General features: G+C 44.1%; 24 protein-coding genes. 12 read left to right on the top strand and 12 right to left on the bottom strand.

The genetic code is table 11. From position 1 onward, the window contains the following. Positions 1–74 precede the first annotated feature (74 nt). On the bottom strand, positions 75–620 hold the full coding sequence (locus tag AB6E30_RS00300; protein ID WP_017066942.1) for a DUF924 family protein: 546 nt from the start codon (positions 618–620) through the stop codon (positions 75–77). A gap of 57 nt (positions 621–677) precedes the next feature. Continuing rightward, the gene (gene djlA, locus AB6E30_RS00295; protein ID WP_372102364.1) at positions 678–1,538 is read right to left on the bottom strand and encodes a co-chaperone DjlA; all 861 of its coding nucleotides are present in this window, start codon (positions 1,536–1,538) and stop codon (positions 678–680) included. Between the two features lie 149 nt (positions 1,539–1,687). On the opposite strand from djlA, the gene lptD reads away from it, so the two are divergent. The 6 genes from lptD (at position 1,688) to AB6E30_RS00265 (ending at position 8,456) form a co-directional block, all read left to right on the top strand. Further along, a complete protein-coding gene (gene lptD, locus AB6E30_RS00290) occupies positions 1,688–4,021 on the top strand; it encodes an LPS assembly protein LptD (RefSeq protein ID WP_372102362.1) in 2,334 nt (777 codons plus the stop codon). A 43-nt stretch (positions 4,022–4,064) separates the two neighbouring features. Continuing rightward, entirely contained in the window at positions 4,065–5,363 is a 1,299-nt protein-coding gene (gene surA / locus AB6E30_RS00285; RefSeq protein WP_065584690.1) for a peptidylprolyl isomerase SurA, read from the top strand. After that, positions 5,350–6,342 (top strand): 4-hydroxythreonine-4-phosphate dehydrogenase PdxA, encoded by a 993-nt coding sequence (pdxA, locus tag AB6E30_RS00280; RefSeq protein WP_017062941.1) that lies wholly within the window; start codon positions 5,350–5,352, stop codon positions 6,340–6,342. Before surA ends, pdxA begins: the two co-directional genes overlap by 14 nt. Then, positions 6,339–7,154: a 16S rRNA (adenine(1518)-N(6)/adenine(1519)-N(6))-dimethyltransferase RsmA gene (rsmA, locus tag AB6E30_RS00275; RefSeq protein ID WP_017062942.1), complete on the top strand. Its 816-nt coding sequence runs from the start codon at positions 6,339–6,341 to the stop codon at positions 7,152–7,154. Before pdxA ends, rsmA begins: the two co-directional genes overlap by 4 nt. An 88-nt stretch (positions 7,155–7,242) precedes the next feature. After that, positions 7,243–7,623, top strand: coding sequence for a Co2+/Mg2+ efflux protein ApaG (gene apaG / locus AB6E30_RS00270; RefSeq protein WP_004735899.1), 381 nt, complete (start codon positions 7,243–7,245; stop codon positions 7,621–7,623). A gap of 29 nt (positions 7,624–7,652) precedes the next feature. Continuing rightward, a complete protein-coding gene (locus tag AB6E30_RS00265; protein WP_372102360.1) occupies positions 7,653–8,456 on the top strand; it encodes a symmetrical bis(5'-nucleosyl)-tetraphosphatase in 804 nt (267 codons plus the stop codon). Positions 8,457–8,530: 74 nt separating this feature from the next. Here AB6E30_RS00265 and folA read toward each other — a convergent pair whose 3' ends face one another. From folA to rplU, 6 genes are all read right to left on the bottom strand, one after another. Continuing rightward, positions 8,531–9,010 carry a type 3 dihydrofolate reductase gene (gene folA, locus AB6E30_RS00260; RefSeq protein ID WP_017062944.1) on the bottom strand — a complete coding sequence of 160 codons (480 nt, stop codon included), beginning with the start codon at positions 9,008–9,010 and terminating at the stop codon, positions 8,531–8,533. 36 nt (positions 9,011–9,046) lie between these two features. Next, positions 9,047–9,520, bottom strand: coding sequence for a threonine/serine exporter family protein (locus tag AB6E30_RS00255; RefSeq protein WP_017062945.1), 474 nt, complete (start codon positions 9,518–9,520; stop codon positions 9,047–9,049). Then, positions 9,520–10,287 carry a threonine/serine exporter ThrE family protein gene (locus AB6E30_RS00250; RefSeq protein WP_017061378.1) on the bottom strand — a complete coding sequence of 256 codons (768 nt, stop codon included), beginning with the start codon at positions 10,285–10,287 and terminating at the stop codon, positions 9,520–9,522. Before AB6E30_RS00250 ends, AB6E30_RS00255 begins: the two co-directional genes overlap by 1 nt. Positions 10,288–10,451: 164 nt before the next feature. Beyond that, entirely contained in the window at positions 10,452–11,624 is a 1,173-nt protein-coding gene (cgtA, locus tag AB6E30_RS00245) for an Obg family GTPase CgtA (RefSeq protein ID WP_017061377.1), read from the bottom strand. 323 nt (positions 11,625–11,947) lie between these two features. Further along, on the bottom strand, positions 11,948–12,205 hold the full coding sequence (gene rpmA / locus AB6E30_RS00240; protein WP_004735905.1) for a 50S ribosomal protein L27: 258 nt from the start codon (positions 12,203–12,205) through the stop codon (positions 11,948–11,950). Positions 12,206–12,224: 19 nt separating this feature from the next. Continuing rightward, positions 12,225–12,536: a 50S ribosomal protein L21 gene (rplU, locus tag AB6E30_RS00235; RefSeq protein ID WP_004740823.1), complete on the bottom strand. Its 312-nt coding sequence runs from the start codon at positions 12,534–12,536 to the stop codon at positions 12,225–12,227. 268 nt (positions 12,537–12,804) lie between these two features. Between rplU and ispB the strand changes: the two genes are divergently transcribed. Next, the gene (gene ispB, locus AB6E30_RS00230) at positions 12,805–13,776 is read left to right on the top strand and encodes an octaprenyl diphosphate synthase (RefSeq protein WP_017061376.1); all 972 of its coding nucleotides are present in this window, start codon (positions 12,805–12,807) and stop codon (positions 13,774–13,776) included. A gap of 103 nt (positions 13,777–13,879) precedes the next feature. Here ispB and AB6E30_RS00225 read toward each other — a convergent pair whose 3' ends face one another. Beyond that, positions 13,880–14,071, bottom strand: a complete 192-nt coding sequence (locus AB6E30_RS00225; RefSeq protein WP_017061375.1) for a hypothetical protein — start codon at positions 14,069–14,071, stop codon at positions 13,880–13,882. Between the two features lie 124 nt (positions 14,072–14,195). Next, entirely contained in the window at positions 14,196–15,131 is a 936-nt protein-coding gene (gene mdh / locus AB6E30_RS00220; protein WP_009847834.1) for a malate dehydrogenase, read from the bottom strand. A 332-nt stretch (positions 15,132–15,463) separates the two neighbouring features. On the opposite strand from mdh, the gene argR reads away from it, so the two are divergent. The 4 genes from argR (at position 15,464) to AB6E30_RS00200 (ending at position 20,622) form a co-directional block, all read left to right on the top strand. Further along, the gene (gene argR, locus AB6E30_RS00215; protein WP_004740827.1) at positions 15,464–15,934 is read left to right on the top strand and encodes a transcriptional regulator ArgR; all 471 of its coding nucleotides are present in this window, start codon (positions 15,464–15,466) and stop codon (positions 15,932–15,934) included. 342 nt (positions 15,935–16,276) lie between these two features. Next, complete coding sequence (locus tag AB6E30_RS00210) at positions 16,277–17,245, top strand: TAXI family TRAP transporter solute-binding subunit (protein ID WP_017061374.1); 969 nt, start codon at positions 16,277–16,279, stop codon at positions 17,243–17,245. 255 nt (positions 17,246–17,500) lie between these two features. Beyond that, entirely contained in the window at positions 17,501–20,080 is a 2,580-nt protein-coding gene (locus AB6E30_RS00205) for a TRAP transporter permease (protein WP_372102358.1), read from the top strand. A gap of 104 nt (positions 20,081–20,184) precedes the next feature. Further along, positions 20,185–20,622 carry a universal stress protein gene (locus AB6E30_RS00200; protein ID WP_372101041.1) on the top strand — a complete coding sequence of 146 codons (438 nt, stop codon included), beginning with the start codon at positions 20,185–20,187 and terminating at the stop codon, positions 20,620–20,622. Between the two features lie 85 nt (positions 20,623–20,707). On the opposite strand, the gene AB6E30_RS00195 is transcribed toward AB6E30_RS00200, so the two are convergent. Next, positions 20,708–21,670, bottom strand: coding sequence for a D-2-hydroxyacid dehydrogenase (locus AB6E30_RS00195; protein WP_372102356.1), 963 nt, complete (start codon positions 21,668–21,670; stop codon positions 20,708–20,710). Positions 21,671–21,704: 34 nt separating this feature from the next. Continuing rightward, entirely contained in the window at positions 21,705–22,439 is a 735-nt protein-coding gene (gene rluA, locus AB6E30_RS00190; protein ID WP_372102354.1) for a bifunctional tRNA pseudouridine(32) synthase/23S rRNA pseudouridine(746) synthase RluA, read from the bottom strand. A 158-nt stretch (positions 22,440–22,597) separates the two neighbouring features. On the opposite strand from rluA, the gene AB6E30_RS00185 reads away from it, so the two are divergent. Continuing rightward, on the top strand, positions 22,598–23,875 hold the full coding sequence (locus AB6E30_RS00185) for an NRAMP family divalent metal transporter (protein WP_372102352.1): 1,278 nt from the start codon (positions 22,598–22,600) through the stop codon (positions 23,873–23,875). Positions 23,876–23,954: the final 79 nt, after the last annotated feature.

Genomic DNA, 23,954 nt, shown 5'->3' with positions numbered 1-23,954 from the left:
CTAAAGTAAAAAAGAGGCGAGAGGTTTTTATTAACCTCTAGCCTCTTCTCAATTCTTTGACCGTATTTCTACAATTAAAAGCTTGAGCTCGGTTGCTGCAAGAACTCAATCTCTTCGGGAGTCGAAGCTCGCCCTAACACCTCATTACGGTGCGGATAGCGACCAAATCGCTCAATGATAACCTTGTGCTTAAACTCAAAGTCCAGATTATGCTCTAATCCCGTTTGAGAAAAGAGTTCCACGGCTTGTTCATGGACTAACAAAGATTCACTGTGCATATAAGGCATATACAGGAAGCTTTTCTGTTGCTCGTTAAGCTGGTGATCAAAACCACCCGCTACCGCCTCTTGGGCTAGAGCCAACGCCATCGGATCAGCAGAAAATGCTGTCGGACTTTTTCTACCAATATTTCGAGAAAACTGATCAAGTACGATAATCTCAGCCAATCGTCCTTGCGCAGTTTGGCGCCACTCAAATAGCTCGCCTTGAATGGCTGCTTTATGCAATTCAGAAAATCGAGACTCTATCAAAGTGTCAATCTCGGCGCCGCCAGTAAACCAATCTTTAGGCGTCAACTCATCGAACCAAAACTCTAGAACATCCTGATACGTTACCGTCATATAATTCCCTTTAATAAAAAACCGAGTAACTTTGTTATTACTCGGTTTAGTGTTCAATTACTTAAAACCTTTTACTTTCTTTATCAGGTCATAAGCATTCTGAATTTCTTGCGATTTCTCTTTCGCAACATTCATCATCTCAGGCGGTAAGCCCTTCGCCATCAGTTTATCTGGGTGATGTTCATTCATCAGCTTGCGGTAGGCTTTCTTCACCTCTTTACCGTCAGCACTTTCACTCACACCAAGAACCTTATATGCGTCGCCAAGTTGGTTCTGTTGCGAAGCCTGTTGCCAACCTGATGATTGCCCATGCCCCTGATGGCCACCAAAGCTTCCACCTTGCTGTTGGAAACGGAACGCAGCTTCTTGCATCTGCAAGCGGCGTTCTAGTTGTGCTGCCGAAAACCCAAGCCCTTGCGCTATTTTATGCAGAACTTGACGTTCACTCGGGTGCAAACTTCCATCCGCAAATGCGGCAGATACCTGAAGCTCTAGAAAGAACTGCAGAAGATCAAAACGACCACCCGATGAGATTTTAACTCGCTCAAGTACGTCGTTCAGAGGGAAGTCGCTCTCTTTGCCGTCACGGAATGCATCTTGCGCTGCTTTACGCTGTTCGCCATGCAGGTTCATACGCTCCATCATGGTAGAAGCGAGTTGAATCTCTTCTGGCGTTACCTGCCCTTTCGCTTTAGCAACGTGCCCCATAACCGCAAAAGCGGATTTAAAAAACTCGTTCTGTCTTTCTGCTTGGCTTGGACCTCGACCAAAACCAAAACCAGAGCTATTGAAGCCTGATTGGTTCAATCCGCGAGCTTTATCGAATTGGTGTCCTAAAAACAGACCAAAAACTAAACCGAGTGGCCCTCCAAATAAAAAGCCAAAAAACGCGCCCAAAATTTTGCCAAATATTTGCATTATGTGTTCTCTATCTATGAATTTTATCTGAGTAATGCTGTCTGATGATGCTGAATGCTATTATTTCCTTTATCATAAGGAAAATGCTTTATTAATTGGATTGATACTAGATCAACCCTTCATCTAGTGACACAGGATAGTTCAACTTCATGCAATCTTTTTCCCGCACCTTGTTAGCCGCGTCTATAAGTACGGCGTTATACGTGTCGACAACTCAAGCTGAAACAATCACCGATAGTAGTGTGCAGGAAATGCCCTCTATAGATCAATGCTTGATCGAGCCCGCTGCAGAAAACGAGACACAGCTACCCGCTCATGTTGAGTCAGATCGCTTAGAAGCTATCAATGGTGACAAAGCAATATATTCAGGTGACGTAGTCGTTACGCAAGGGAACAAGACCATCCTTGCCGATAACGTAACCCTGCACCAACAAGAAAATATCGTTGTAGCTGAAGGCAACGTAAACTTTAGTGATGGTCAAATCAAATCTATCTCAGACAGAGCGACCAATAATCTGACTACAGATGAAATGACGCTTGAGAACACCGATTACGAATTCCTTTGCGAGCCCGGTCGCGGAGATGCTGTTTATATAGCAAAAACAGGTAAAGCGGTTTATGAGATTGAAGATGGCTCCATTACCTCTTGCCCTATCGGCGATAATGCTTGGCGTCTAAGAGCATCGAGCATCAGTGTCGACCAAGACGAAGAACAAGCCACTTTTTATAATCCACGTTTTGAAATCCAAAGTGTTCCCGTCTTTTACTTACCTTACTTAACAGTACCGGTGGGTGATACACGTAAAACCGGTTTCTTGTACCCAACAGTTTCGTATGGTTCAAGCGATGGTTTTGAAGCTGAAATTCCTGTTTATTGGAACTTAGCACCAGACTACGATTTGGAAACTACCTTCAAGTACATGCAAGAACGTGGCACTCAACTTAATAGTAAATTCCGTTACTTGAGCGATTTTGGCTCAGGTAGTATCGAGTCTGAATATTTGCCGGATGACAAAAAATACTCAGAAAAAGGTGACCGTTGGGGTGCTCAACTCCAACATTCAGGGATATTCCAGCAATCGTGGTTGTTTGAAGTCGACTATTCAAAAGTCAGTGATATTGATTACTTTACCGATCTAAGTTCTGGTATTGGTAACCGTGAAGATGGCCAACTACTTCAGGAAGGCCGAGCGACATACCGTTCCCAAAACTGGGATGCATCGGTACTTGTTCGAGATTTCCAAGTTCTGACTACAAGCAATAACCTACCTTACCGCCTAATGCCACAGCTAGAGTACAATTACTATGCTCCTGAAGTGATGGAGTATTTAGATTTCGACATGATCAGTCATGTCTCAATATTTGATACCGACGCTGCAGGTAAACCATCTGCGAACCGTATTCACGTGGAACCTGGCATTACCATTCCTGTAGGCAATACTTGGGGTACTTGGACAACAGAAGCTCGACTACTTGGTACTTACTATCAACAAGACCTTGATGGCGTTGATACAGGTGCGGGTTCTGATTATGAAGGCTTAGAAGAATCGGTAAGCCGAGTTATTCCAGAGTTTAGAAGCCACGCAGGTATCGTTCTTGAACGTGATACAAAAATTGTGGGCAATTACACTCAAACACTCGAACCTCAAGTTCAGTATCTTTACGTACCAGAAGAAGATCAAAGTGACATTGGTCTTTACGATACGACACTACTGCAGACCGATTACTACGGCCTATTTAGAAGCCGTAAATACAGTGGTGTAGACCGCATTGCGTCAGCAAATCAAATTAGCTATGGCGCATCATCTCGCTTTTTTGATGATGAGTACCGAGAGCGCTTAAACATATCTTTTGGTCAAATTTTCTATTTTGATAAAGATACAAAACAGACTTTAGACAACGACGACTCTAATAAGAAAACTAATTATTCGTCTTGGGCTATTGAAATGGATTTCAACTACGATGATTACCTTTTCTACCATGGCGGTGTGCAATACGACATTGATTCATCTTCGATGCAACTTGCTAACAGTACCATTGAGTACCGTTTTGCCGGCGGCTATATACAAACCAACTACCGCTATGTAACAGAAGAGTACATAAATGAAACTGTAGATTTTGACGTATCATCCATAACTAGAGATGGTATCTCACAAGCAGGCTTACTTGGTGCTTACCAGATTTCGCGGAAGTGGAATGCCAGTGCTCAATATTTCTATGATTTAACCACACAAGAAAATCTAGAATGGTTGGCTCGCTTGAACTATAAATCCGATTGTTGGTATATCGGATTTACGTATAGTAACCAGCTGACAAATAACATTAGTGATCCAAATGTCACGCCTGAATATGAAAATAACTTTGGTGTGAATTTCGGTATTATCGGCTTTGGTACTAACTTAGGCTCTGATTCAGGCGCTGTTGGGGATAGCAGTTCTGATAACTCATTGAGCTACGGTCGCCCATTCTTCTTAAACAACTAATTTTCTTTACTGATAAGAAATCAGTAAATTTAAAGGATTACACATGACATTGTGGAAACGCACATTAATTGCTATTGCAGCGACTTGTACTTTATCAACAAGCTTTGCAGCACCGGTTGAGCTAGACAGCGTAAAAGTTATCGTTAACGAAGGCGTTATCTTACAAAGCGACATCGATGCTTCGATGAAGACACTGCGTGCCAACGCAAAAAAAAGCGGTCAAACACTGCCATCGCAAGATGTGCTCAATGAGCAAGTACTAGAAAAACTGATCATCGATACTATTCAAACTCAAGAAGCAGAACGTATCGGTGTTCGTATTGATGATGCTCGACTTGATCAAGCAATTGAAGGTATCGCTAAAGACAACAACCAAACGGTAGAACAACTTACCGCATCGGTTGCTGAAGAAGGCCTTAGCTACAATGCATTTCGAGAGCAAGTAAGAAAAGAGATTGCAGCAAGTGAAGCTCGTAACGCCTTAGTTCGTCGCCGTATCAATATTCTTCCTGCGGAAGTTGATAACCTAGCAGATATCTTAGCGCAAGAGACTAACGCGACCGTTCAATATAAAATTGGCCACATTCAACTGCGCTTTAATGATGACCAAACCAAAGAAGAGTTAGAAGCTCAAGCTACTGAACTGGTTGAAGAACTGAACTCAGGCAAAGATTTCAGCACCATGGCATATACTTACTCTAAGGGTCCTAAAGCGCTGCAAGGTGGTGATTGGGGTTGGATGCGTAAAGAAGAGATGCCAACCATTTTTGCTGACCAGATCAAAATGCAAAATAAAGGCAGCATCATCGGTCCTTTCCGTAGCGGTGTAGGTTTCCACATTCTAAAAATTGAAGATGTGAAAGGCTTAGAAACCGTAGCAGTAACGGAAGTGAATGCTCGTCATATCTTGATTAAGCCAACCGTAATCTTGAGTGACGATGGCGCGAAAGAACAACTTGAAGAGATCACGCGCCGCGTAAACACAGGTGAAGCGAGCTTTGGCGACCTTGCACAGCAATACAGCCAAGATCCAGGTTCTGCAGTACAAGATGGTGAGCTAGGCTACCAAACACCAGATTTGTATGTACCAGAATTCAAACACCAAGTAGAAACGCTACCAGAAGGCAAAATCAGTGCGCCATTCAAAACCGTACACGGTTGGCACATTGTTGAAGTACTAGACCGTCGCGAAGTCGACCGTACCGATTCAGCTTTGAAAAACAAAGCTTACCAAATTCTATTTAACCGTAAATTCAACGAAGAAGCTGGTGCTTGGCTACAAGAAGTAAGAGCAAGTGCCTTTGTTGAGATGGTTGAGGACGACCAAGATGACAACAACTAAACGTATTGTCATAACCGCAGGTGAACCAGCAGGGATAGGCCCAGATTTAACTTTGGCTCTATCTCAAGAAAGTTGGCCTCATCAACTCGTGGTTTGTGCTGATAAAACACTGCTATCCGAGCGAGCTAAAATTCTTGGTATCGAAGTCGATCTTCTGGACTACGATGCAAATGCAGCTAAGCAACCGCAACGCGCTGGCACACTGGTAGTGAAACACGTTCCACTTGCTGAAACGGCAGTTGCAGGTCAACTCAATGAGGCTAATGGTCATTACGTATTAAATACTTTAGAAACCGCAGCAATTGGCTGTATGAATGATGAATTTGATGCTATTGTCACCGGCCCCGTTCACAAGGGTGTAATTAACCGAGCTGGCGTTGCTTTTAGCGGCCATACCGAGTTCTTTGCAGAGAAGTCCAATACACCACTGGTGGTGATGATGTTGGCAACTGAAGGGCTGCGTGTTGCGCTAGTAACAACGCACATCCCACTAGCTTATGTATCTCAAGCTGTGACCGAAGACAGATTAGAGCAAATTATTGCTATTCTAAATAAAGACTTGGTTGAAAAATTTGCTATTGAGAAACCAACTATCTATGTGTGTGGCTTGAATCCACATGCTGGTGAAGATGGTTGTTTAGGGCGTGAAGAGATTGAAACTATCACCCCGACGCTAGAAAAAATTCGCCAAAAAGATGGCATCAATTTAGTTGGCCCATTACCAGCAGACACCATCTTTAATGAAAAATATTTGCAAGATGCAGATGCTGTTTTAGGTATGTATCACGACCAAGTACTCCCGGTATTGAAATACAAAGGGTTTGGTCGCTCAGTGAACATCACGCTTGGCTTACCGTTTATTCGCACATCAGTCGACCACGGTACCGCCTTAGACTTGGCAGGGAAAGGCCAAGCCGATACAGGGAGCTTTAGAACAGCGCTCACGCACGCCATTGAATTAGTAGAGAAAAAGCAATGAGAAATGATGTCCACTTAGGGCACAAAGCGCGTAAACGTTTTGGTCAAAACTTCCTTAACGATCCATACATTATTGATGGCATCGTATCGAGTATTAACCCACTACCAGGTCAAAACTTGGTAGAGATCGGTCCTGGTCTAGGCGCAATTACTGAGCCTGTGGGTAAGCTTGTCGATAAATTTACTGTTATCGAATTGGATAGAGACCTTGCAGAACGTCTTCGTAACCATCCAGATCTTGCGGACAAGCTAACGATCCGTGAAGGCGATGCGATGAAGTTCGATTTCCAAGAACTGGTTAAGCCAAACAATAAGCTACGCATCTTTGGTAACTTGCCATATAACATCTCTACACCATTGATGTTCCACCTTTTTGAATTCCATAAAGACGTGCAAGACATGCACTTTATGCTTCAAAAAGAAGTGGTTAACCGTCTAGCTGCTGGCCCTGGCAGTAAAGCTTACGGTCGTCTTACTGTAATGGCTCAATACTACTGTAAAGTAACGCCTGTGTTAGAAGTTCCACCAACGGCCTTCGTTCCGCCACCGAAAGTAGACTCAGCAGTCGTGCGCCTACAGCCATACGAAGTGCTGCCTTATCCGGCAAAAGATCTGAAATGGCTAGATCGCGTATGTCGTGAAGGCTTTAACCAACGTCGTAAAACAGTTCGTAACTGCTACAAGAGCTTAATCGATAAGGAAGTGCTTGAAGAGCTAGGTATCAACCCAAGCATGCGTCCTGAGAACTTAACGCTCGAGCAGTTTGTCGACATGGCAAACTGGTTGTACGACAGTCATAACGCTGACAAATAAATAAAAAAGGCTCCTACACTTCGGTTAGGAGCCTTTTTTATGTAATACTTTAATTACATTAAGTATATCAACAACAAAAGGTGCGAATATGGATATATCTACGCCTTGTATCAAATGCCAGGTTCACTCTAAGTACATAGAAGAACAATCTGAGCCAACGAAGAATCGTTATGTCTTCGCCTACATTATTACCATCAAAAATCTAAGTAAAACAACGGTGCAACTTATGTCTCGCCGCTGGTTAATTACCGACTCTAACGGCAAGCAGCTCACCATTGAGGGTGATGGTGTAGTTGGTCAACAACCCGTGATTGAAGCCAACGACGAGTACACCTACACAAGTGGTACGGTCATCGAAACCCCTGTTGGCGTTATGCAAGGTCACTATGTGATGACCGATAACAAGGGCATTGATTTTATTACCGAAGTTGACCCATTCAGACTCGCAATCCCTAATATTCTTAATTAGCCGTACATCCGTATCTATAGGAAATTATTGTGTCGAATTATATTGTCGGAGACATCCAAGGGTGCTTCGACGAACTTCAATTACTGCTTGAAACCATCAACTTTGATAAACACCAAGATACTTTATGGGTCGCTGGAGACTTAGTTGCTCGAGGCCCTAAATCATTGGAGACGCTACGCTTTATTCGTAGCCTTGGTGACGCAGCTAAGGTTGTATTAGGCAACCACGACTTACATCTTCTGGCGGTGTCCTTAGGACTATTTCCAGCGAAACCAAAAGATAAGACTCAAGCGATTCTTGATGCTGAAGATCGTGAACTGCTAATCGAATGGTTAAGACAACAGCCTTTGCTTCAAGAACACCCAGAGTTCGTGATGTGCCATGCGGGTATCTCACCGCAGTGGAATCTAGAAAGAGCACGTGTTGAAAATCGAGAGATCGTATCCTTGTTAAAGTCCGATAAATGGCAATGGCTAATCGAAAACATGTACAGCAACGCGCCTGATTTATGGCATCAGGATTTACATGATATTGAGCGCTATCGCTATGCGATCAATAGCCTGACAAGAATGCGTTTCTGTTTTGAAGATGGCCGTCTCGACATGGCATGTAAGCTACCACCGAATGAGATTACCGATGAACCATTAGTGCCATGGTTTGACCTTCCGCAACGCATAAAGCTCGATAAAACCGTTGTTTTTGGACACTGGGCTGCGCTTGAAGGCTATAACGGAAAAGACGTAATTGGACTTGATACTGGATGCGTCTGGGGAGGTGAATTGACAATTCTTCGCTGGGAAGATAAACAGTTTTTCACTCAGAAAGCGCTATAAAGATACGAGAAACTTGCGCTACCTTGGTAGGGTAACGCAAGCATTTTTCAGAGACTAGCTATTGATAACCACAGTTAACGCTCGAGAATCACAAACTCCATGTTGTGTTTGTTTTTCTCGTCAGCTTGATAGCTCTCGTTAAAGCTCTGCTTCCAACCTTCACCCCAGTCAGGAAATTGTGTATCTCCATCGACGGCGAAATCGATGTAAGTCAGATACAACTTGTCCGCTTTAGGTAAGCAGCTCTCATAAATAGAGCCGCCACCAATGATCATCACCTCTTCAACATCACTGAGTAGCTCTAGAGCCTGTTCAATAGAAGTTACCGTCGTTACACCTTCAATCTTTAAACTCTCATCACGGCTGATTACGACATTCAACCGACCCGGCAAAGGGCGTCCAATAGAATCGTAGGTCTTACGTCCCATCACGACTGGTTTACCCATAGTCGAGCGTTTAAACCATGCAAAATCCGCAGGTAAATGCCAAGGCATCTGATTGTCTTTACCAATTATACGGTTGTTTGCCATTGCCGCTATCATGCTGATGATCATAAATCGAAAGTCCTGTCCCTAAAAAGAAAATTAACGCTAAACGATAGGTCTACGGCGATAGAATAACAGCCCTGGCACAGCTAAGCCAACCGCCAACCCTGCGATAATGAACATCGATTTTAAAAAGTTCTCCATCAACATTGCCAACAACTCAGGCGTGTAGCCTGCCCTGTTAATCTCCACCATCGCAATCATCGCCTTGAAGGCGAACACACCTGGCACCATAGGAATTAGAGCTGCAACCGTAAACACCTTCGGATGTGCTAACAGTTTATGTGACCAATGAACCCCTATCATACCAACCACGGTTGCGGCGAAGAACGTCGCCCATTCGATTGGAATACCAAAGTGCATCATCAGATACCGGCTACCATGACCGATAGAACCACCGAGTGCACAATAAATTAAAGCACGTTGCGGAACGTTAAACACCAATGCAAACCCAACCGCAGGAATAGCGGCGAAAAACATATCGTTGAGCAGACCTAAAAACAGTTCGAAAATACTCATTAGCTTGCCCACCCCCAAACATCTGATAGACTCATCGCCGCGACAATGCCCAAGCTCGTCGCCAGAGTTAATAAGCTGGCCATGGTAAAGCGCGCTAACCCCATATTAATATGGCCTTTAAGCATATCAGCGACGGAGTTAATCAGAGGAAAACCAGGTACTAACATTAATACAGATGAAGCCATCACGATCGTGGGTTGGCCGCCAATATTGTAAAGTACGGCTTGAGCTGAAATGGTCGTGGTAACGAATGCTGTGATAGCAAAGTTTAATAGCGGATTGAAATGGCGGTGCCCAATCTCTTGCCTGACGATCATACCGCAAGCTGAAGCAATAAAAGTCATCATGAAGACTTGCCAGTCTCCGCCCGCAAGGTGGCTAAAAGAGGCGCACGACAACCCTATCATCACAACCACTAACCAACGGTTGTAGCGCTCGGGGCTGATGTTTTGAATCTTTTTATACGCCAAATCATAATCGAGAATTCCCTTCTCCATCATGATGCAAATGCGTTGAATGTCGGTGATAACCTGCATGTTAATGCCACGATCAGCACAACTTCGAGTAGTGGTAATACAGTGATCATCCATTACGGTAGTTACAACAAGCGCATTGGCTGACAGTGCGACTTCAACCTCATTCACCCCACAAGCAATACCGATGCGACGCATGATATCGCCGACCAGTGTGCTCTCTGCCCCGTGCGCCAATAACATTTGTCCTGATTGAGCGACGAGTCTTGAGATCGCTCTTTGCTTTGATGCCATGATTTCCTTCCCATAGGCGTTAATTATCTAAAGATAAATTTTGCATAAAAAACAGTAAGACGTCATGATTTAGATACAAAAAAACCGCAATTTTCATTGCGGTTTAATAAAACTATCAGTGTACTTGTAAGAAGCGACCGATGCGTTATGAGAAACTAAGAGGATTAGTCACGAACATAGATAACATGGCCGTCATCCTCTTCGTCATCCCAATCGTCCCAATCGTCGTCATCTTCAGTAACGACATTCTTACCGCTCATCGCATCTTTATGGTAGTCATCCCACATAAAGTCTACTTTTTCTTCTTCTTCAACTTCTACAACTTCACGAGGTAGGTTTTCCATAAACTCACCTAGTTTGAAGCAAAGATCTTTGGTGCCGATTTTATTCACAGCAGAGATCTTGAAGTACTCGCCTTCCCAGCCCAAAGCATCGATGATTTCTTGAATCTTTTCGTCTGCTTCGTCTTCTGGCATTAGGTCAACTTTATTGAACACTAACCAGCGAGGTTTTTGTGAAACTTTTTCACTGTATTGCTCAAGCTCATCGATGATCGTTAGTGCATTCTGAATAGGATCAGATTGATCGATCGGCATAATGTCGATCATATGCAGAAGAACACGACAACGCTCAAGGTGCTTAAGGAATCGGATACCAAGGCCAGCGCCATCAGCTGCGCCTTCGATTAGTCCTGGGATATCGGCAACAACGAAGCTCTTTTCAGGGACAACACTTACCACACCCAAGCTTGGGATCAAAGTAGTGAACGGGTAATCAGCCACTTTTGGTTTCGCAGCAGATACTGAACGAATAAAAGTAGATTTACCTGCGTTTGGTAGGCCAAGCATACCAACGTCAGCTAATAGAAGAAGCTCTAAACGCAGTTCACGAACTTCGCCTTTAGTACCCATTGTCTTTTGACGAGGAGCGCGGTTAACAGACGATTTAAAACGTGTGTTACCAAGACCGTGCCAACCACCTTTACCAACCATTACTTTCTTGCCGTGTTCAGCAACTTCAGCAACGATTTCGTTGGTGTGGATATCAACTGCACGCGTACCAACTGGTACTTTCAGCGTAATGTCTTTACCACGTTTACCAGTACAGTTACCGCCGCGACCATTCTCGCCACGCTCTGCATTGTAAAAACGTTGGAAACGGTAATCGATCAGTGTGTTTAAGTTCTCATCCGCTTGGATGTAAACATCACCGCCGTCACCACCGTCGCCGCCATCAGGACCACCTTTAGCGACGAATTTTTCGCGCCAAAAGCTAACTGTACCATTACCGCCATCACCGGCTTCTATTTTTACTACCGCTTCATCAACGAATTTCATTTTTTAACTCCGCACTTACGTTGCGTTACCACTCATCAAGGAGTGATATAAATTCTAGCAGATCCGTGTTTAGATCGATCACCTAAGATCTAGGCCGACCTGCAACCAAGGAACAAATAAGGAGAGGTTCTTTGCTTCTTATTTCTTAAAAACAAACGGCTTCTTAAAAACTAATCTGTTTATCAAAAAATAAAACGGCTTCTCAAAACCAAAACAAGAGCGTCTGCTTTTTTATTCTTGCTATAAATAAAAAACCCTGCCGAATCGGCAGGGCTTTTGAATTCAGCTTGAAAGCTAATAAAATAATCTAGTTAAAGATTAAATTACTCAGCTTCGATGCTTACAAACTTACGGTTTTTAGGACCTTTAACAGCAAATTTCACTTTACCTTCAGTAAGAGCGAAAAGAGTGTGGTCTTTACCGATGCCAACGTTTGTGCCAGCGTGGAACTTAGTACCACGTTGACGAACGATGATGTTACCTGCAAGAACAGATTCACCACCAAAACGCTTAACACCAAGACGTTTGCTTTCTGAATCGCGGCCGTTATTAGTAGAACCGCCAGCTTTTTTATGTGCCATTGTTAAACTCTCCTAATACTTAAGCGTTAATGCCAGTGATTTTCACTTCAGTGAACCACTGACGGTGACCAGCTTGCTTACGCGAGTGCTTACGACGACGGAACTTAACGATTTTTACTTTATCGCCACGACCGTGTTGTACTACTTCTGCAGTAACCTTGCCACCTTCAACAAGAGGTGCACCAACAGCGATTTCTTCGCCGTTAGCAACAAGAAGAACTTTATCAAATTCAACAGTTGCACCAGTTTCAACGTCTAATTTCTCTAAACGAAGTGTTTGACCTTCGCTTACTCGGTGTTGTTTGCCACCAGATTGGAAAACAGCGTACATATTTTACTCCGCTTTTTCCGCACAGCCTATGGTTGTTAATTGTACAACTCGGGTGTGCGCTAAACTAATCAATAGGGCGCAGATTCTACGGGAATCATGGCGCTATGACAAGTCATATTTTTAAAAAATTGGCGAAAACCTGTTCGCCAAAGAAAAGTGTGGCAATCATGCCCTTTAGCGATGTATTAATCAACGTTTTTTAGTGTATTATTCAACAATTGAATACAACGTATAAGCCTTACAGGGTCTAACTTCAGCCGGATGAACAATGGATTTTAAAGCTATCCAAACGCTTACTGCCAATGATATGGCAAAAGTGAATGAAACAATTCAAGCCCAACTTAATTCTGACGTAAGTTTAATCAACCAGCTTGGTTTTTATATCGTTAGCGGTGGTGGAAAGCGCCTACGCCCTTTGCTTGCTCTTTTATCTGCCCGCGCACTTGGTTACCAAGGTGAAGCTCATATCACCTCTGCAGCCTTTATCGAGTTTATTCACACCGCAACCCTGCTTCATGACGACGTTGTCGACGAATCGGACATGAGACGTGGTAAAGCGACGGCCAATGCCGCTTTTGGTAATGCCGCTAGCGTTTTGGTGGGTGACTTTATCTACACACGCTCATTCCAAATGATGACAACGCTAGGATCCTTAAAGATCCTTGAGTTAATGAGTGAAGCGGTAAACGTGATTGCCGAGGGTGAAGTTCAACAATTAATGAACTGCAATAACCCAGACACCACAGAAGAAAGCTACATGCAGGTGATCTACTCTAAGACTGCTCGTTTGTTCGAAGCTGCGACCCAAATCGGTGCGATTCTTACTGAGTCATCACCAGAGATCGAAACAGCAATGCAGAACTATGGTAAATACCTAGGCACCGCTTTCCAACTGATTGACGATGTGATGGATTACACTGCAGATGGTAAAGAGATGGGTAAAAACGTTGGTGACGATCTAGCCGAAGGCAAACCAACACTGCCTCTACTTTACGCAATGCATAATGGCTCTCCTGAACAAGCAAGCATGATTCGTGAAGCGATTGAGAAAGCGAACGGCATGGAACGTCTTGACGATATTATGGCTGTAATGAAAGAGACAGGCTCTTTAGAGTACACAACAAATAAAGCCTACGAAGAGGCCGATAAAGCCATCGCTGAGCTTTCTGTACTTCCTGACTCAGAATATAAGCAAGCGCTAACCACGCTCGCACACTTAGCTGTTAAACGCAGTAAGTAAGCAGGTTAATAGACAACTCGCTTCTAGCTTCTATATAAATAACAAAAAGAGCCTCAGGGCTCTTTTTTTTGGTTTTCAACAAATATTTGTAGGTGAGCCAAATTCAATATCGACTGGCTTCTAATGATAACGGCAGTTGTGCTTCAATCTCTTCAAGCTCTTCCATTGGCACCGCGTACTGCTCATGCCCGTTGTAAGTCTCTACTAGCGCGTACTGCTCTTGCTCATCAATTACCAATACTTTTCCTAAGTGCCCCAAATATTCGACATTCATACCCTTCTGAACAGTAGCCATAACATTTACCTTCACATTAATTGTAAAGCTAAATACGAGTAGCTTGAACTTCAGGATCAAAAAAGCCGATCATAATGACCGGCCCTTATTAATTAGCTTAAGTCTGAGTTAAATAGCGTTTCGCTTATTTAGCGAATTCAACACCAATCTCGATGTCACCATTTAGCGTTTCAAGCATGCTATCTAAAGCGTTACGTTCGAAGTCACTTAGCTCACCGTAGCTAAGGATCGCTTCAGCGCCCTCTTTGCCTAGTTTAACTGGCTGTGCGAAGAATGGAGCGTGCTCGCCTTCACCTTCAACGTATGCACATTCAATCACGTTTTCTTCACCTTGAAGTGCTTTAACTAGTGCAAGACCGAAACGACAAGCCGCTTGACCCATAGACAGTGTCGCACTGCCGCCGCCAGCTTTAGCTTCTACTACTTCAGTACCTGCATTTTGGATGCGAGTCGTTAGCGCTGCAATTTCTTCATCAGTGAACTCTACGCCTTCAACTTGAGAAAGTAGAGGAAGAATCGTTACGCCTGAGTGACCACCGATAACAGGAACACGGATGTCGCCTGGATCTTTGTCTTTTAGTTCAGCAACGAACGTTTCAGAACGAATCACATCAAGAGTCGTAATACCGAATAGACGACGCTTGTCGTAAACGCCCGCTTTCTTCAGTACTTCAGCCGCGATTGGCACTGTTGTGTTTACTGGGTTAGTAATGATACCAACACAAGCAGTCGGACAAGTAACTGCGATTTTCTCTGCAAGAGACTTAACAATGCCAGCGTTCACATTGAAAAGATCCGCACGATCCATACCAGGCTTACGAGCAACACCCGCTGAAATAAGTACAACATCCGCACCTTCGAGTGCTGGTGTTGGATCTTCACCCGCGTAACCTTTGATCGAAACAGGCGTTGGGATATGGCTAAGATCGGCAGCAACACCCGGTGTTACCGGAGCGATGTCGTAAAGTGCAAGGTCTGAACCAGCAGGTAGGCGGTTCTTAAGTAGTAGGGCTAGGGCTTGACCGATGCCACCAGCGGCACCAATAACAGCTACTTTCATTGTTATTCTCCTTGAGAGCTTTCTCTTATAGATTCTTTGTAGGGTGATTCTTGAGCTAAATCTAAGTTAAAAAACTATATTAATCACAAAGTGATTACAATCAATTAACGCTAGCTTTGCGACTTCGCGCAAGTCAATAAAACCGTGCTACACAGCAAGTTCGCATTATGGCGATAATCGACTGAAATAACAAAATAAGTCGTCGCAAATAACACATTATTCCATTAAATATTTACAGTGATATGACTAACAAATTACAGGGATGTTTTGGCTAAAATTGAATATGTATGCGAGAATATGCAAACATCTTTGTTAATGAATAAGAATGACATATGCGCAATACAGAAAAGCAAGACAACTTAGTTCGTGCATTTAAAGCCTTACTAAAAGAAGAACGTTTTGGCTCACAAGGCGAAATTGTGGATGCTCTAAAACACGAAGGTTTTGAAAGCATCAACCAGTCTAAAGTCTCGCGTATGTTAACCAAGTTTGGTGCCGTTCGAACTCGTAACGCAAAAATGGAGATGGTTTACTGTCTTCCTGCTGAGCTAGGTGTTCCGACCGTTTCTAGCTCTTTACGAGAATTAGTACTAGATATTGACCACAACAATGCATTGGTGGTGATACACACAGGTCCTGGTGCGGCTCAGCTGATTGCGCGTTTATTAGACTCACTAGGTAAGTCGGAAGGCATACTGGGCGTAGTCGCAGGTGATGATACTATCTTCATTACCCCAACGTTATCGGTTACCACTAAGCAACTGTTTGATTCAGTGTGCGAACTGTTTGAATACGCAGGATAATTGATCTCTGTTTCATAATTATCAACCTTACTGTTGGATCACGAGTATCTATTTGCTTCGTGATCCAAATCACATCCTCGAATATCCATACCTCCCTTCCAAAATCACACTAAACTATTGATTTTAAAAAACTCAGTAGTAAATCAAACACGAGATCCAGACATCATTTGTTAGATTTTTCAGCTATATCTTTTAACATTCGAGTAATTTTCTGCCAATTTTTGATATTATTCAGCCACTTTTTCATCACATGGATTGAAAAAGGTGCCGTTTCCAAATAGGAAACTCCTGAAGCAACTACACTTGTTTCAGGGTTAATAATGAATAAAGGAAGGGAAATTCATGGCATTTACCAAACTTATTAAAGTTGGTGCTATTGCAGCTGCTGTAATGGGCGCTGGCGCTGTTAACGCTCAAGAGTTCATCACGATTGGTACTGGTTCAGTTACGGGTGTTTACTACCCAACTGGTGGTGCGATTTGTAAGCTAGTGAACAAGGGCCGCAAAGACCACAACATTCGTTGTTCTGTAGAGTCTACTGGTGGTTCAATCTACAACGTTAACACCATCCGTGCTGGTGAACTAGATTTCGGTGTTGTTCAATCGGACTGGCAATACCACGGCTACAACGGTACAAGTAAGTTCAAAGATCAGGGCGAATACAAGAAACTTCGCGCGATGTTCTCTCTACATACAGAACCGTTCAACATCATCGCTCGTACTGATGCTGGCATCAACAATGTGTCTGACCTAGCAGGTAAGCGTGTAAACATTGGTAACCCAGGTTCTGGTGACCGTGCAACGATGGGTGTTGTAATGGACGCTATGGGCTGGACTAACGACAGCTTCAAGCTTGCTTCTGAACTTAAAGGTTCTGAGCGTTCACAAGCACTTTGTGATAACAAGATTGATGCATTCATCTACATGGTTGGTCACCCGAACGGATCAATCAAAGAAGCAACAACGTCTTGTGATGCAAAACTGGTTTCAGCAACAGGTCCACAGATCGACAAGATCGTAGCTGAAAACCCATACTACGCTTACAGCACAGTTCCTGCTGGTATGTACCGTGGTACTGACGCTGACGTAAACAGCTTCGGTGTTGCAGCTACTATGGTAACAACTTCAGACGTTTCTGAAGAAGTTGCATACAACGTTGCTAAGGCAGTATTTGAAAACTTTGACACTTTCAAACGCCTACACCCAGCATTTGCTAACCTGAAAAAAGAAGACATGGTTAAAGCGGGTATCTCTATCCCTCTTCACCCAGGCGCAGCAAAATACTACAAAGAAGTGGGCCTTCTAAAGTAACTCTACTTTAAGCCTACTACACCAATAAGGAGGCTAGCCCTCCTTATTGGCTTTTCACGTTTTATAAAAATAATTTAAGTGAAAAGAACAGCCCTTTAAGTTTCTCCAATTTGGAGGACTTACCTTCGTATCAAGCCTAAGACAAAGACGAACAAAAAACGCATTTCCCTATCCATTCACTACACTAGATAGGAAATAAATAACGTTTGGTTGTTCGTAAGAAAAGGCAGACCATCAATAATAAGGATAAAGTACATGACGCAGACAACATCACCGTCTCCAGATGTGCAAGAAATGGTGGCACAATCAGATACTGGTGCGCGTAGCCCTCGTGGTATCCAAGGCCGTATTTTATGGTTTGTGCCTCTATGTTGGTCACTGTTCCAACTTTGGTATGCATCTCCGCTGCCGTTCATTTTTAACTTCGCAATTTTAAACGACACTGAAGCTCGAGCAATTCACCTTACGTTTGCTATTTTCCTAGCCTTTACCGCTTATCCAGCCATGAAGAATTCGCCTAGGGATCGCATCCCCGCAGTCGATTGGATATTAGCGCTTGTAGGTAGCTTTTCAGCTTCTTATATCTATATTTTCTATACTGAACTCGCTGAGCGATCGGGCGCACCAACAACATTCGATATTGTTGCGGCTGTATTCGGTATGGTTTTACTGCTTGAAGCAACACGACGCGCTTTGGGTCCACCTCTTATGGTTGTGGCAGCAGTATTCCTACTTTATACCTTTGGCGGCCCTCACATGCCGGACGTTATTGCCCACAAAGGTGCGAGCCTGAACAAGGCAATGTCGCATCTGTGGCTAACAACTGAAGGTGTATTCGGTGTGGCACTTGGCGTATCAACGTCATTCGTATTCTTGTTTGTACTGTTTGGTGCAATGCTAGAACGTGCTGGCGCCGGTGCTTACTTTATTAAAGTTGCATTCTCACTGCTTGGTCACATGAAAGGCGGCCCAGCGAAAGCAGCCGTTGTCGCATCAGGTCTGTCTGGTTTGGTATCAGGTTCATCTATCGCGAACGTGGTAACCACGGGTACCTTTACTATCCCGCTAATGAAGCGTGTTGGTTTCCCGGGCACAAAAGCCGGTGCGGTAGAAGTCGCGGCTTCAACCAATGGTCAATTAACACCACCTATCATGGGTGCAGCAGCCTTCTTGATGGTTGAGTATGTGGGCATTTCGTATGTAGAAGTAATCAAAGCCGCGCTACTGCCCGCTCTGATCTCTTACATCGCTCTGATTTACATTGTTCATCTAGAAGCATGTAAAGCAGGTATGACTGGCCTACCTCGTCGCCACACACCAACTATCGTACAAAGCTTACTGTCTTTCACGGGTACCATTTTAGGTCTGTGTGTTATCAGTGCCGCAGTTTACTACGGTGTCGGTTGGACGAAAGATGTCTTTGGCGATGCTGCAACACCAATCGTAACGGTGGCTCTATTAGTCGCTTATGTCGCTCTGGTTCGTGTATCAGCAAAATACGCAGCTGAAGGCGGCATGGAAATCGATGCGGATCTCAAAGAAGTTCCGGATCCAAGTCCAACAATTAAGTCTGGCCTGCACTTCCTATTGCCTATCGTGGTGCTTGTTTGGTGTTTAACAGTTGAACGTTTCTCTCCAGGTCTGTCGGCATTCTGGGCGACCGTGTTCATGATCTTCATTCTGATCACTCAGCGTCCGTTAATGACTCTGATGAACAAATCAGACGATCTTGCAGAGCAAACTAAAGCTGGCTTCGTTGATCTCGCAGAGAGCTTGGTTTCAGGCGCACGTAACATGATTGGTATCGGTGTCGCGACAGCGGCTGCAGGTACGGTTGTAGGCGTGGTGACTCTAACGGGTATCGGTCTAGTAATGACGGACTTCGTTGAGTTTATCTCAGGCGGTAGCATCATTCTTATGTTGCTATTCACTGCAGTAATCAGCTTGATCTTAGGTATGGGCTTGCCAACAACGGCGAACTACATCGTTGTATCAACGCTGATGGCTCCGGTAATCGTGACCCTAGGCGCTGCGCACGGCTTGATCATTCCATTGATTGCGGTTCACTTATTCGTGTTCTACTTCGGTATTCTTGCGGATGATACACCTCCGGTAGGCCTCGCGGCGTTTGCAGCAGCGGCAATTGCGAAATCAGATCCGATTCGTACTGGTATCCAAGGCTTCACCTATGATATCCGTACCGCAATTCTACCTTTCATGTTCATCTTCAATACTCAACTACTACTGATGGGCATTGATTCTTGGTGGCACTTAGCACTAACGATTTTCTCATCTGTGACTGCGGTACTTATCTTCGCAGCTGCAACACAAGGTTGGTGGTTCACCAAGAACAAGTGGTGGGAAACGGTGCTGCTTATTGCATTAACCTTCACTTTCTTCCGCCCTGGCTTCTGGTGGGACATGATTTACCCAGAGAAAGTTCTTTCACCTGGAGTTGAGATTGCTCAAATCACGGAAAAGCTGGATGTGGGACAATCACTTGAACTTAGAGTGGGTGGCGAAAACTTAGAAGGTGACTATTCTGAAAAGACAGTTCGCCTGCCGTTTGAAGATTCTGCGACCTCAAGTGAAGATCGTATTGCCTCTATGGGTCTAATGCTGACTGAATCAGAAGGCAAGATGATTGTTGATATGGTTGAGTTCGGTAGCCCAGCAGAAGCGGCTGGTATTGATTTCGATTGGGAAATCAAATCCGTTATCCAAGATGCAGATCGACCAATGAAAGAGTGGGTATTCTTACCAGCTCTGATCATTTTGATTGGTTTAGCGATGAACCAAAGAAGACGTGCTCGTAAGGATGAGATTAGCGCGTAATGGATAAGGCTGAGTAGTGCTTAGCGCTATTTGGCTTTATTACATGGAAAGGATAATTACAGTGCTAAGTGAAAGCTTAGCGCTGATTAAAAAGAGACGAATACATGTATAAACAAATCCTTGTTCCTGTTGATCTTAATGACAAAGGCTTTTCTGATAAGGCAGTCGAACTGGCGGTATGGCACGCAAAACACAGCAATGCTGAAGTCCACATTCTGAACGTCCTACCAGGCATTCACATGTCGATGGTTGCGTCTTACTTCCCGAAAGATGCAGCGAACCAAATGAAGCTTGATGTGAAAAATCAGCTCAAAGAGTTTGCTGACAAGCACATTGACGATGAAGTGGTGTATAAAGTTCACGTTGCCGAAGGCAAGACTTACACAACGATTCTAGATTACGCAGAAAAACTGGGCGCTGACCTTATCGTGATGCCTAGCCATAAGCGTTCGAAAATCGACAAAGTTGTGCTTGGTTCTGTTGCAAGCAAAGTGGTACAGAACTCACCAATCAATGTATTGGTAGTTAAGCCGCAAGGCTAAATCACTTAATCGACACAACGATCTAAAAAGGTTGGCCTAAAAGCCAACCTTTTTTGTTTTTCGTTCACGCAATTTAATTCTTCAATCAACTCACTAAGTTCTGCGGATTACCCGCAACAAACCCATCAATATTATCGATTAAGATATCAGACAGCTTTTGAATTGAACTGTCACTGCCCCACGCAACATGAGGTGTCAGCAATAAGTTAGGTAGGTGACTGTTAGCTAAGAGTGGGTTCGAGTTGTCTGCAGGCTCTTGTGTAAACACATCCATACCTGCGCCTGCAATCTCATGTTTTTTCAAAGCCTCAACTAGGGCTTGTTCATCTACTAGACCTCCGCGCCCGGCATTAATTAATACCGCGCTCGATTTCATCATTGTGAGCTCTCGCTCTGAAATCAGATTTTGGGTCGCATCAGTCAATGGGCAATGTAGACTGATCGCATCCGCTTGCTGCAACACTGTATCAAAAGGCAGATACCCTTCTCGACAAGACTCTGCTCCTTTTCGCTCGGCAAACATCACCTTCATACCAATCGCTTTGGCTAACATTGCGGTGGCTTGCCCTAAACTGCCACTACCAATTAAACCCAATGTACTACCAGCCACATCTTGAATAGGGTGAGTAAAGAAACAGAACTGCTTATCCTTTTGCCACTCGCCGGCTTCAATGTCTTGATGGTAGCCAACAAGATTTCGTTTTAGCGTAAACAGCATAGCAATCACATGTTCAGGTACCGACTGAGTCGCATAGCCTTGCACATTAGCCACTGCGATATTGTTACTCTTGCAGTAGTCGACATCGACATTATTGACGCCTGTCGCTGACACCGCGATCAGCTTGAGTTGTTGTGCTTGAGCTAAATTATCAGCGTTGAGCACAACCTTATTGGTGATAACAACATCCGCTCCCGCAACGCGCTCAGCAACGAGTTCTGGAGCAGTAAAGTCATACTCGACCCACTCATGTTCAAAGCTGAGAGGTTTTAAATGGATTTGAGATGGGATGGTGGCTCTGTCGAGAAAGACCACTTTCAACTTCGACATTGTACGTCCTTGAATTGGTATTGATGACTCCATTCTAAGCTTTTAGCTTACTGTAGTCTGGAAGCTCTGGCGCAATTTCAAAGTGCTGCTCGATTTGTGGCGATGCTTGAGGATAAAACTCACACGGAACAAAGGCTTTGAATAACTGATCATTGGCCGGGTGATAAAAACTGAGTTCACACGCGTGCAGAGCCAACCTATCGCTATAGTTAAAAGCATCTGGCGTTGCATAAAACTCATCACCCACAATCGGATTCCCCATCTCCATGCAGTGCACTCGCAACTGATGGGAACGTCCCGTGATAGGCAGTAGCTTCAACAATGTCGTTTGAGCCTCTTCTTGCTCTACCACATAACGAGTCTGTGATGATTTACCATCCTCGAAACACACTTTTTGCTTCGGCCGGTTTGGCCAATCGCAAATAAGAGGGAGGTCAATCAAACCTTCTGCTTCTTCTACTGAACCCCATACTCGGGCGTAATAGAGTTTGTGTGTCAGCCGATATTGAAATTGCTTCTTCAAATGACGCTCAGCTTGTTTGTGTTTAGCGAGCAGCATCAAGCCTGAGGTCGACATGTCCAATCGATGAACGACTTGAATCTCTGGAAATTCGACAACTAACCGACTCCACATGCTGTCGTAATGCTCAGGTAACCTACCCGGAACAGAAAGCAGGCCTGCAGGCTTGTTCACCACAAGAATATCGTCATCTTGATAAACAATATCAATCCACGGTTCACGCGGTGGTGTGTACTGTTCTAACGCCATTGAAGCCTCTTAATTGCTAGTGAACAAATAATTCACGGTTGATTCGTTTATAAATAAATACAATTTTCAATATTTTCGTACATAAAATTTGACGGCTTTACAAAACATGGTATTGATAGGGTAACAGATAATAAGAAGTCAGCATCAAAGGAAAAACGATGGACAGTACGGTTAAAACCACCAACACAAAAACACCAACCTCAGCTCCCCTATCAAGTTTAATTAAGTCTCTTGGCCCAGGCATTATGATGGCCGCAGCGGCTGTAGGTGGTTCTCACTTAGTCGCCTCAACCAAGGCGGGTGCGATTTATGGTTGGCAGCTTGCCGCTCTCATTATCCTCGTTAACGTATTTAAATATCCATTCTTCAGAGCCGGCATCCAATACACGCTAGGAACGGGTCAAAGCTTGGTGGAAGGTTACTCTAACCTAGGCCGCCCATACCTTGTGATCTTTTCGATCTTGAGTGCCATATCTGCGGTCGTGAATACCGCTGCCCTGCTATTATTCAGTGCAAGCCTACTCAGTTACTTTGTTCCTTTCGATTTAGCCACTAGCACCTTGTGCATGATCGTTTTAGCGACCTGTTTGATCATTCTGTTTGCTGGCCATTATCGTGCTCTAGATACACTATCTAAAGCGATCATGGCGATCTTAACCATCACAACCTTAGCTGCAGTCGCCATTGCTATCGGCTCTCCAGTCGAACCTGATACTGCTTTTGTTCCACCGTCGCCTTGGTCATTGGCTGCTATTGGTTTTATCGTGGTGACCATGGGTTGGATGCCTGCGCCTATCGAAATATCAAGCATCACCTCTATGTGGCTAAAAAGCCAAAAAGAGAAGCAGGAAGTGACCGCACAATCAGCGCTGTTCGACTTTAACGTTGGCTACATTGGTACGGCGCTGCTTGCTTTAGTATTCGTTGCGTTAGGCGCGCTAGTACTTCACGGTTCGGGAGTTGAACTGTCTCGCTCCGGTGTTGGCTTTACTCATCAATTGGTGGGTATCTACGCTTCGACAATTGGTGAATGGTCTCGCCCGTTAATCGCTCTTATCGCTTTCTTCTGTATCTTTGGTAGCACCATTACCGTTATCGATGGCTACTCACGCGTGCTTGCTGAATCACAACGTCTATTATTCAAAAAAGATTCAAGCCCAAGAATGCTGCAAGGCTGGATAATCATTGTCTCTATCGCGGCACTCGCGATTGTGATGTTCTTTAGCGCAGCACTGATGCCTATGCTCGATTTCGCAATGGTACTCGCGTTTGCAACAACGCCATTCTTCGCTCTGCTTAATTTCATCTTGGTCAACAAAGCTAAGCTTCCAGAAGCGCTAGCCATTGGCAGCAAACTAAAATGGTTGTCTGTAGCAGGTCTTGTTTACCTATTTGGTTTCCTAGCGGTATTTGTTTGGTGGAAGTGGTTAATGTAACCAGTTACTTGAATTGTTAATTAAGCTACAGATACAAATAAGGCCTTCATAATGAAGGCCTTATTTCGTTGAAGCATTT

The sequence above is a fragment of the Vibrio sp. 10N.247.311.12 genome, assembly GCF_041467515.1.
Lineage (GTDB): Bacteria > Pseudomonadota > Gammaproteobacteria > Enterobacterales > Vibrionaceae > Vibrio > Vibrio crassostreae_C.
The sequence above is the reverse complement of the archived record's forward strand: the minus strand, read 5'-3'. Positions and strand labels throughout refer to the sequence as shown.

Coding starts and splice junctions, on each gene's coding strand:
- surA (WP_065584690.1), top strand. CDS start 4,065: ATGACATTGTGGAAACGCACATTAATTGCTATTGCAGCGACTTGTACT.
- argR (WP_004740827.1), top strand. CDS start 15,464: ATGCGCAATACAGAAAAGCAAGACAACTTAGTTCGTGCATTTAAAGCC.
- mdh (WP_009847834.1), bottom strand. CDS start 15,131: ATGAAAGTAGCTGTTATTGGTGCCGCTGGTGGCATCGGTCAAGCCCTA.
- lptD (WP_372102362.1), top strand. CDS start 1,688: ATGCAATCTTTTTCCCGCACCTTGTTAGCCGCGTCTATAAGTACGGCG.
- apaG (WP_004735899.1), top strand. CDS start 7,243: ATGGATATATCTACGCCTTGTATCAAATGCCAGGTTCACTCTAAGTAC.
- rplU (WP_004740823.1), bottom strand. CDS start 12,536: ATGTACGCTGTTTTCCAATCTGGTGGCAAACAACACCGAGTAAGCGAA.
- cgtA (WP_017061377.1), bottom strand. CDS start 11,624: ATGAAATTCGTTGATGAAGCGGTAGTAAAAATAGAAGCCGGTGATGGC.
- AB6E30_RS00185 (WP_372102352.1), top strand. CDS start 22,598: ATGGACAGTACGGTTAAAACCACCAACACAAAAACACCAACCTCAGCT.
- folA (WP_017062944.1), bottom strand. CDS start 9,010: ATGATCATCAGCATGATAGCGGCAATGGCAAACAACCGTATAATTGGT.
- rpmA (WP_004735905.1), bottom strand. CDS start 12,205: ATGGCACATAAAAAAGCTGGCGGTTCTACTAATAACGGCCGCGATTCA.
- rluA (WP_372102354.1), bottom strand. CDS start 22,439: ATGGCGTTAGAACAGTACACACCACCGCGTGAACCGTGGATTGATATT.
- rsmA (WP_017062942.1), top strand. CDS start 6,339: ATGAGAAATGATGTCCACTTAGGGCACAAAGCGCGTAAACGTTTTGGT.
- ispB (WP_017061376.1), top strand. CDS start 12,805: ATGGATTTTAAAGCTATCCAAACGCTTACTGCCAATGATATGGCAAAA.
- AB6E30_RS00210 (WP_017061374.1), top strand. CDS start 16,277: ATGGCATTTACCAAACTTATTAAAGTTGGTGCTATTGCAGCTGCTGTA.
- AB6E30_RS00255 (WP_017062945.1), bottom strand. CDS start 9,520: ATGAGTATTTTCGAACTGTTTTTAGGTCTGCTCAACGATATGTTTTTC.
- AB6E30_RS00300 (WP_017066942.1), bottom strand. CDS start 620: ATGACGGTAACGTATCAGGATGTTCTAGAGTTTTGGTTCGATGAGTTG.
- AB6E30_RS00200 (WP_372101041.1), top strand. CDS start 20,185: ATGTATAAACAAATCCTTGTTCCTGTTGATCTTAATGACAAAGGCTTT.
- AB6E30_RS00205 (WP_372102358.1), top strand. CDS start 17,501: ATGACGCAGACAACATCACCGTCTCCAGATGTGCAAGAAATGGTGGCA.
- djlA (WP_372102364.1), bottom strand. CDS start 1,538: ATGCAAATATTTGGCAAAATTTTGGGCGCGTTTTTTGGCTTTTTATTT.
- pdxA (WP_017062941.1), top strand. CDS start 5,350: ATGACAACAACTAAACGTATTGTCATAACCGCAGGTGAACCAGCAGGG.
- AB6E30_RS00225 (WP_017061375.1), bottom strand. CDS start 14,071: ATGGCTACTGTTCAGAAGGGTATGAATGTCGAATATTTGGGGCACTTA.
- AB6E30_RS00195 (WP_372102356.1), bottom strand. CDS start 21,670: ATGTCGAAGTTGAAAGTGGTCTTTCTCGACAGAGCCACCATCCCATCT.
- AB6E30_RS00250 (WP_017061378.1), bottom strand. CDS start 10,287: ATGGCATCAAAGCAAAGAGCGATCTCAAGACTCGTCGCTCAATCAGGA.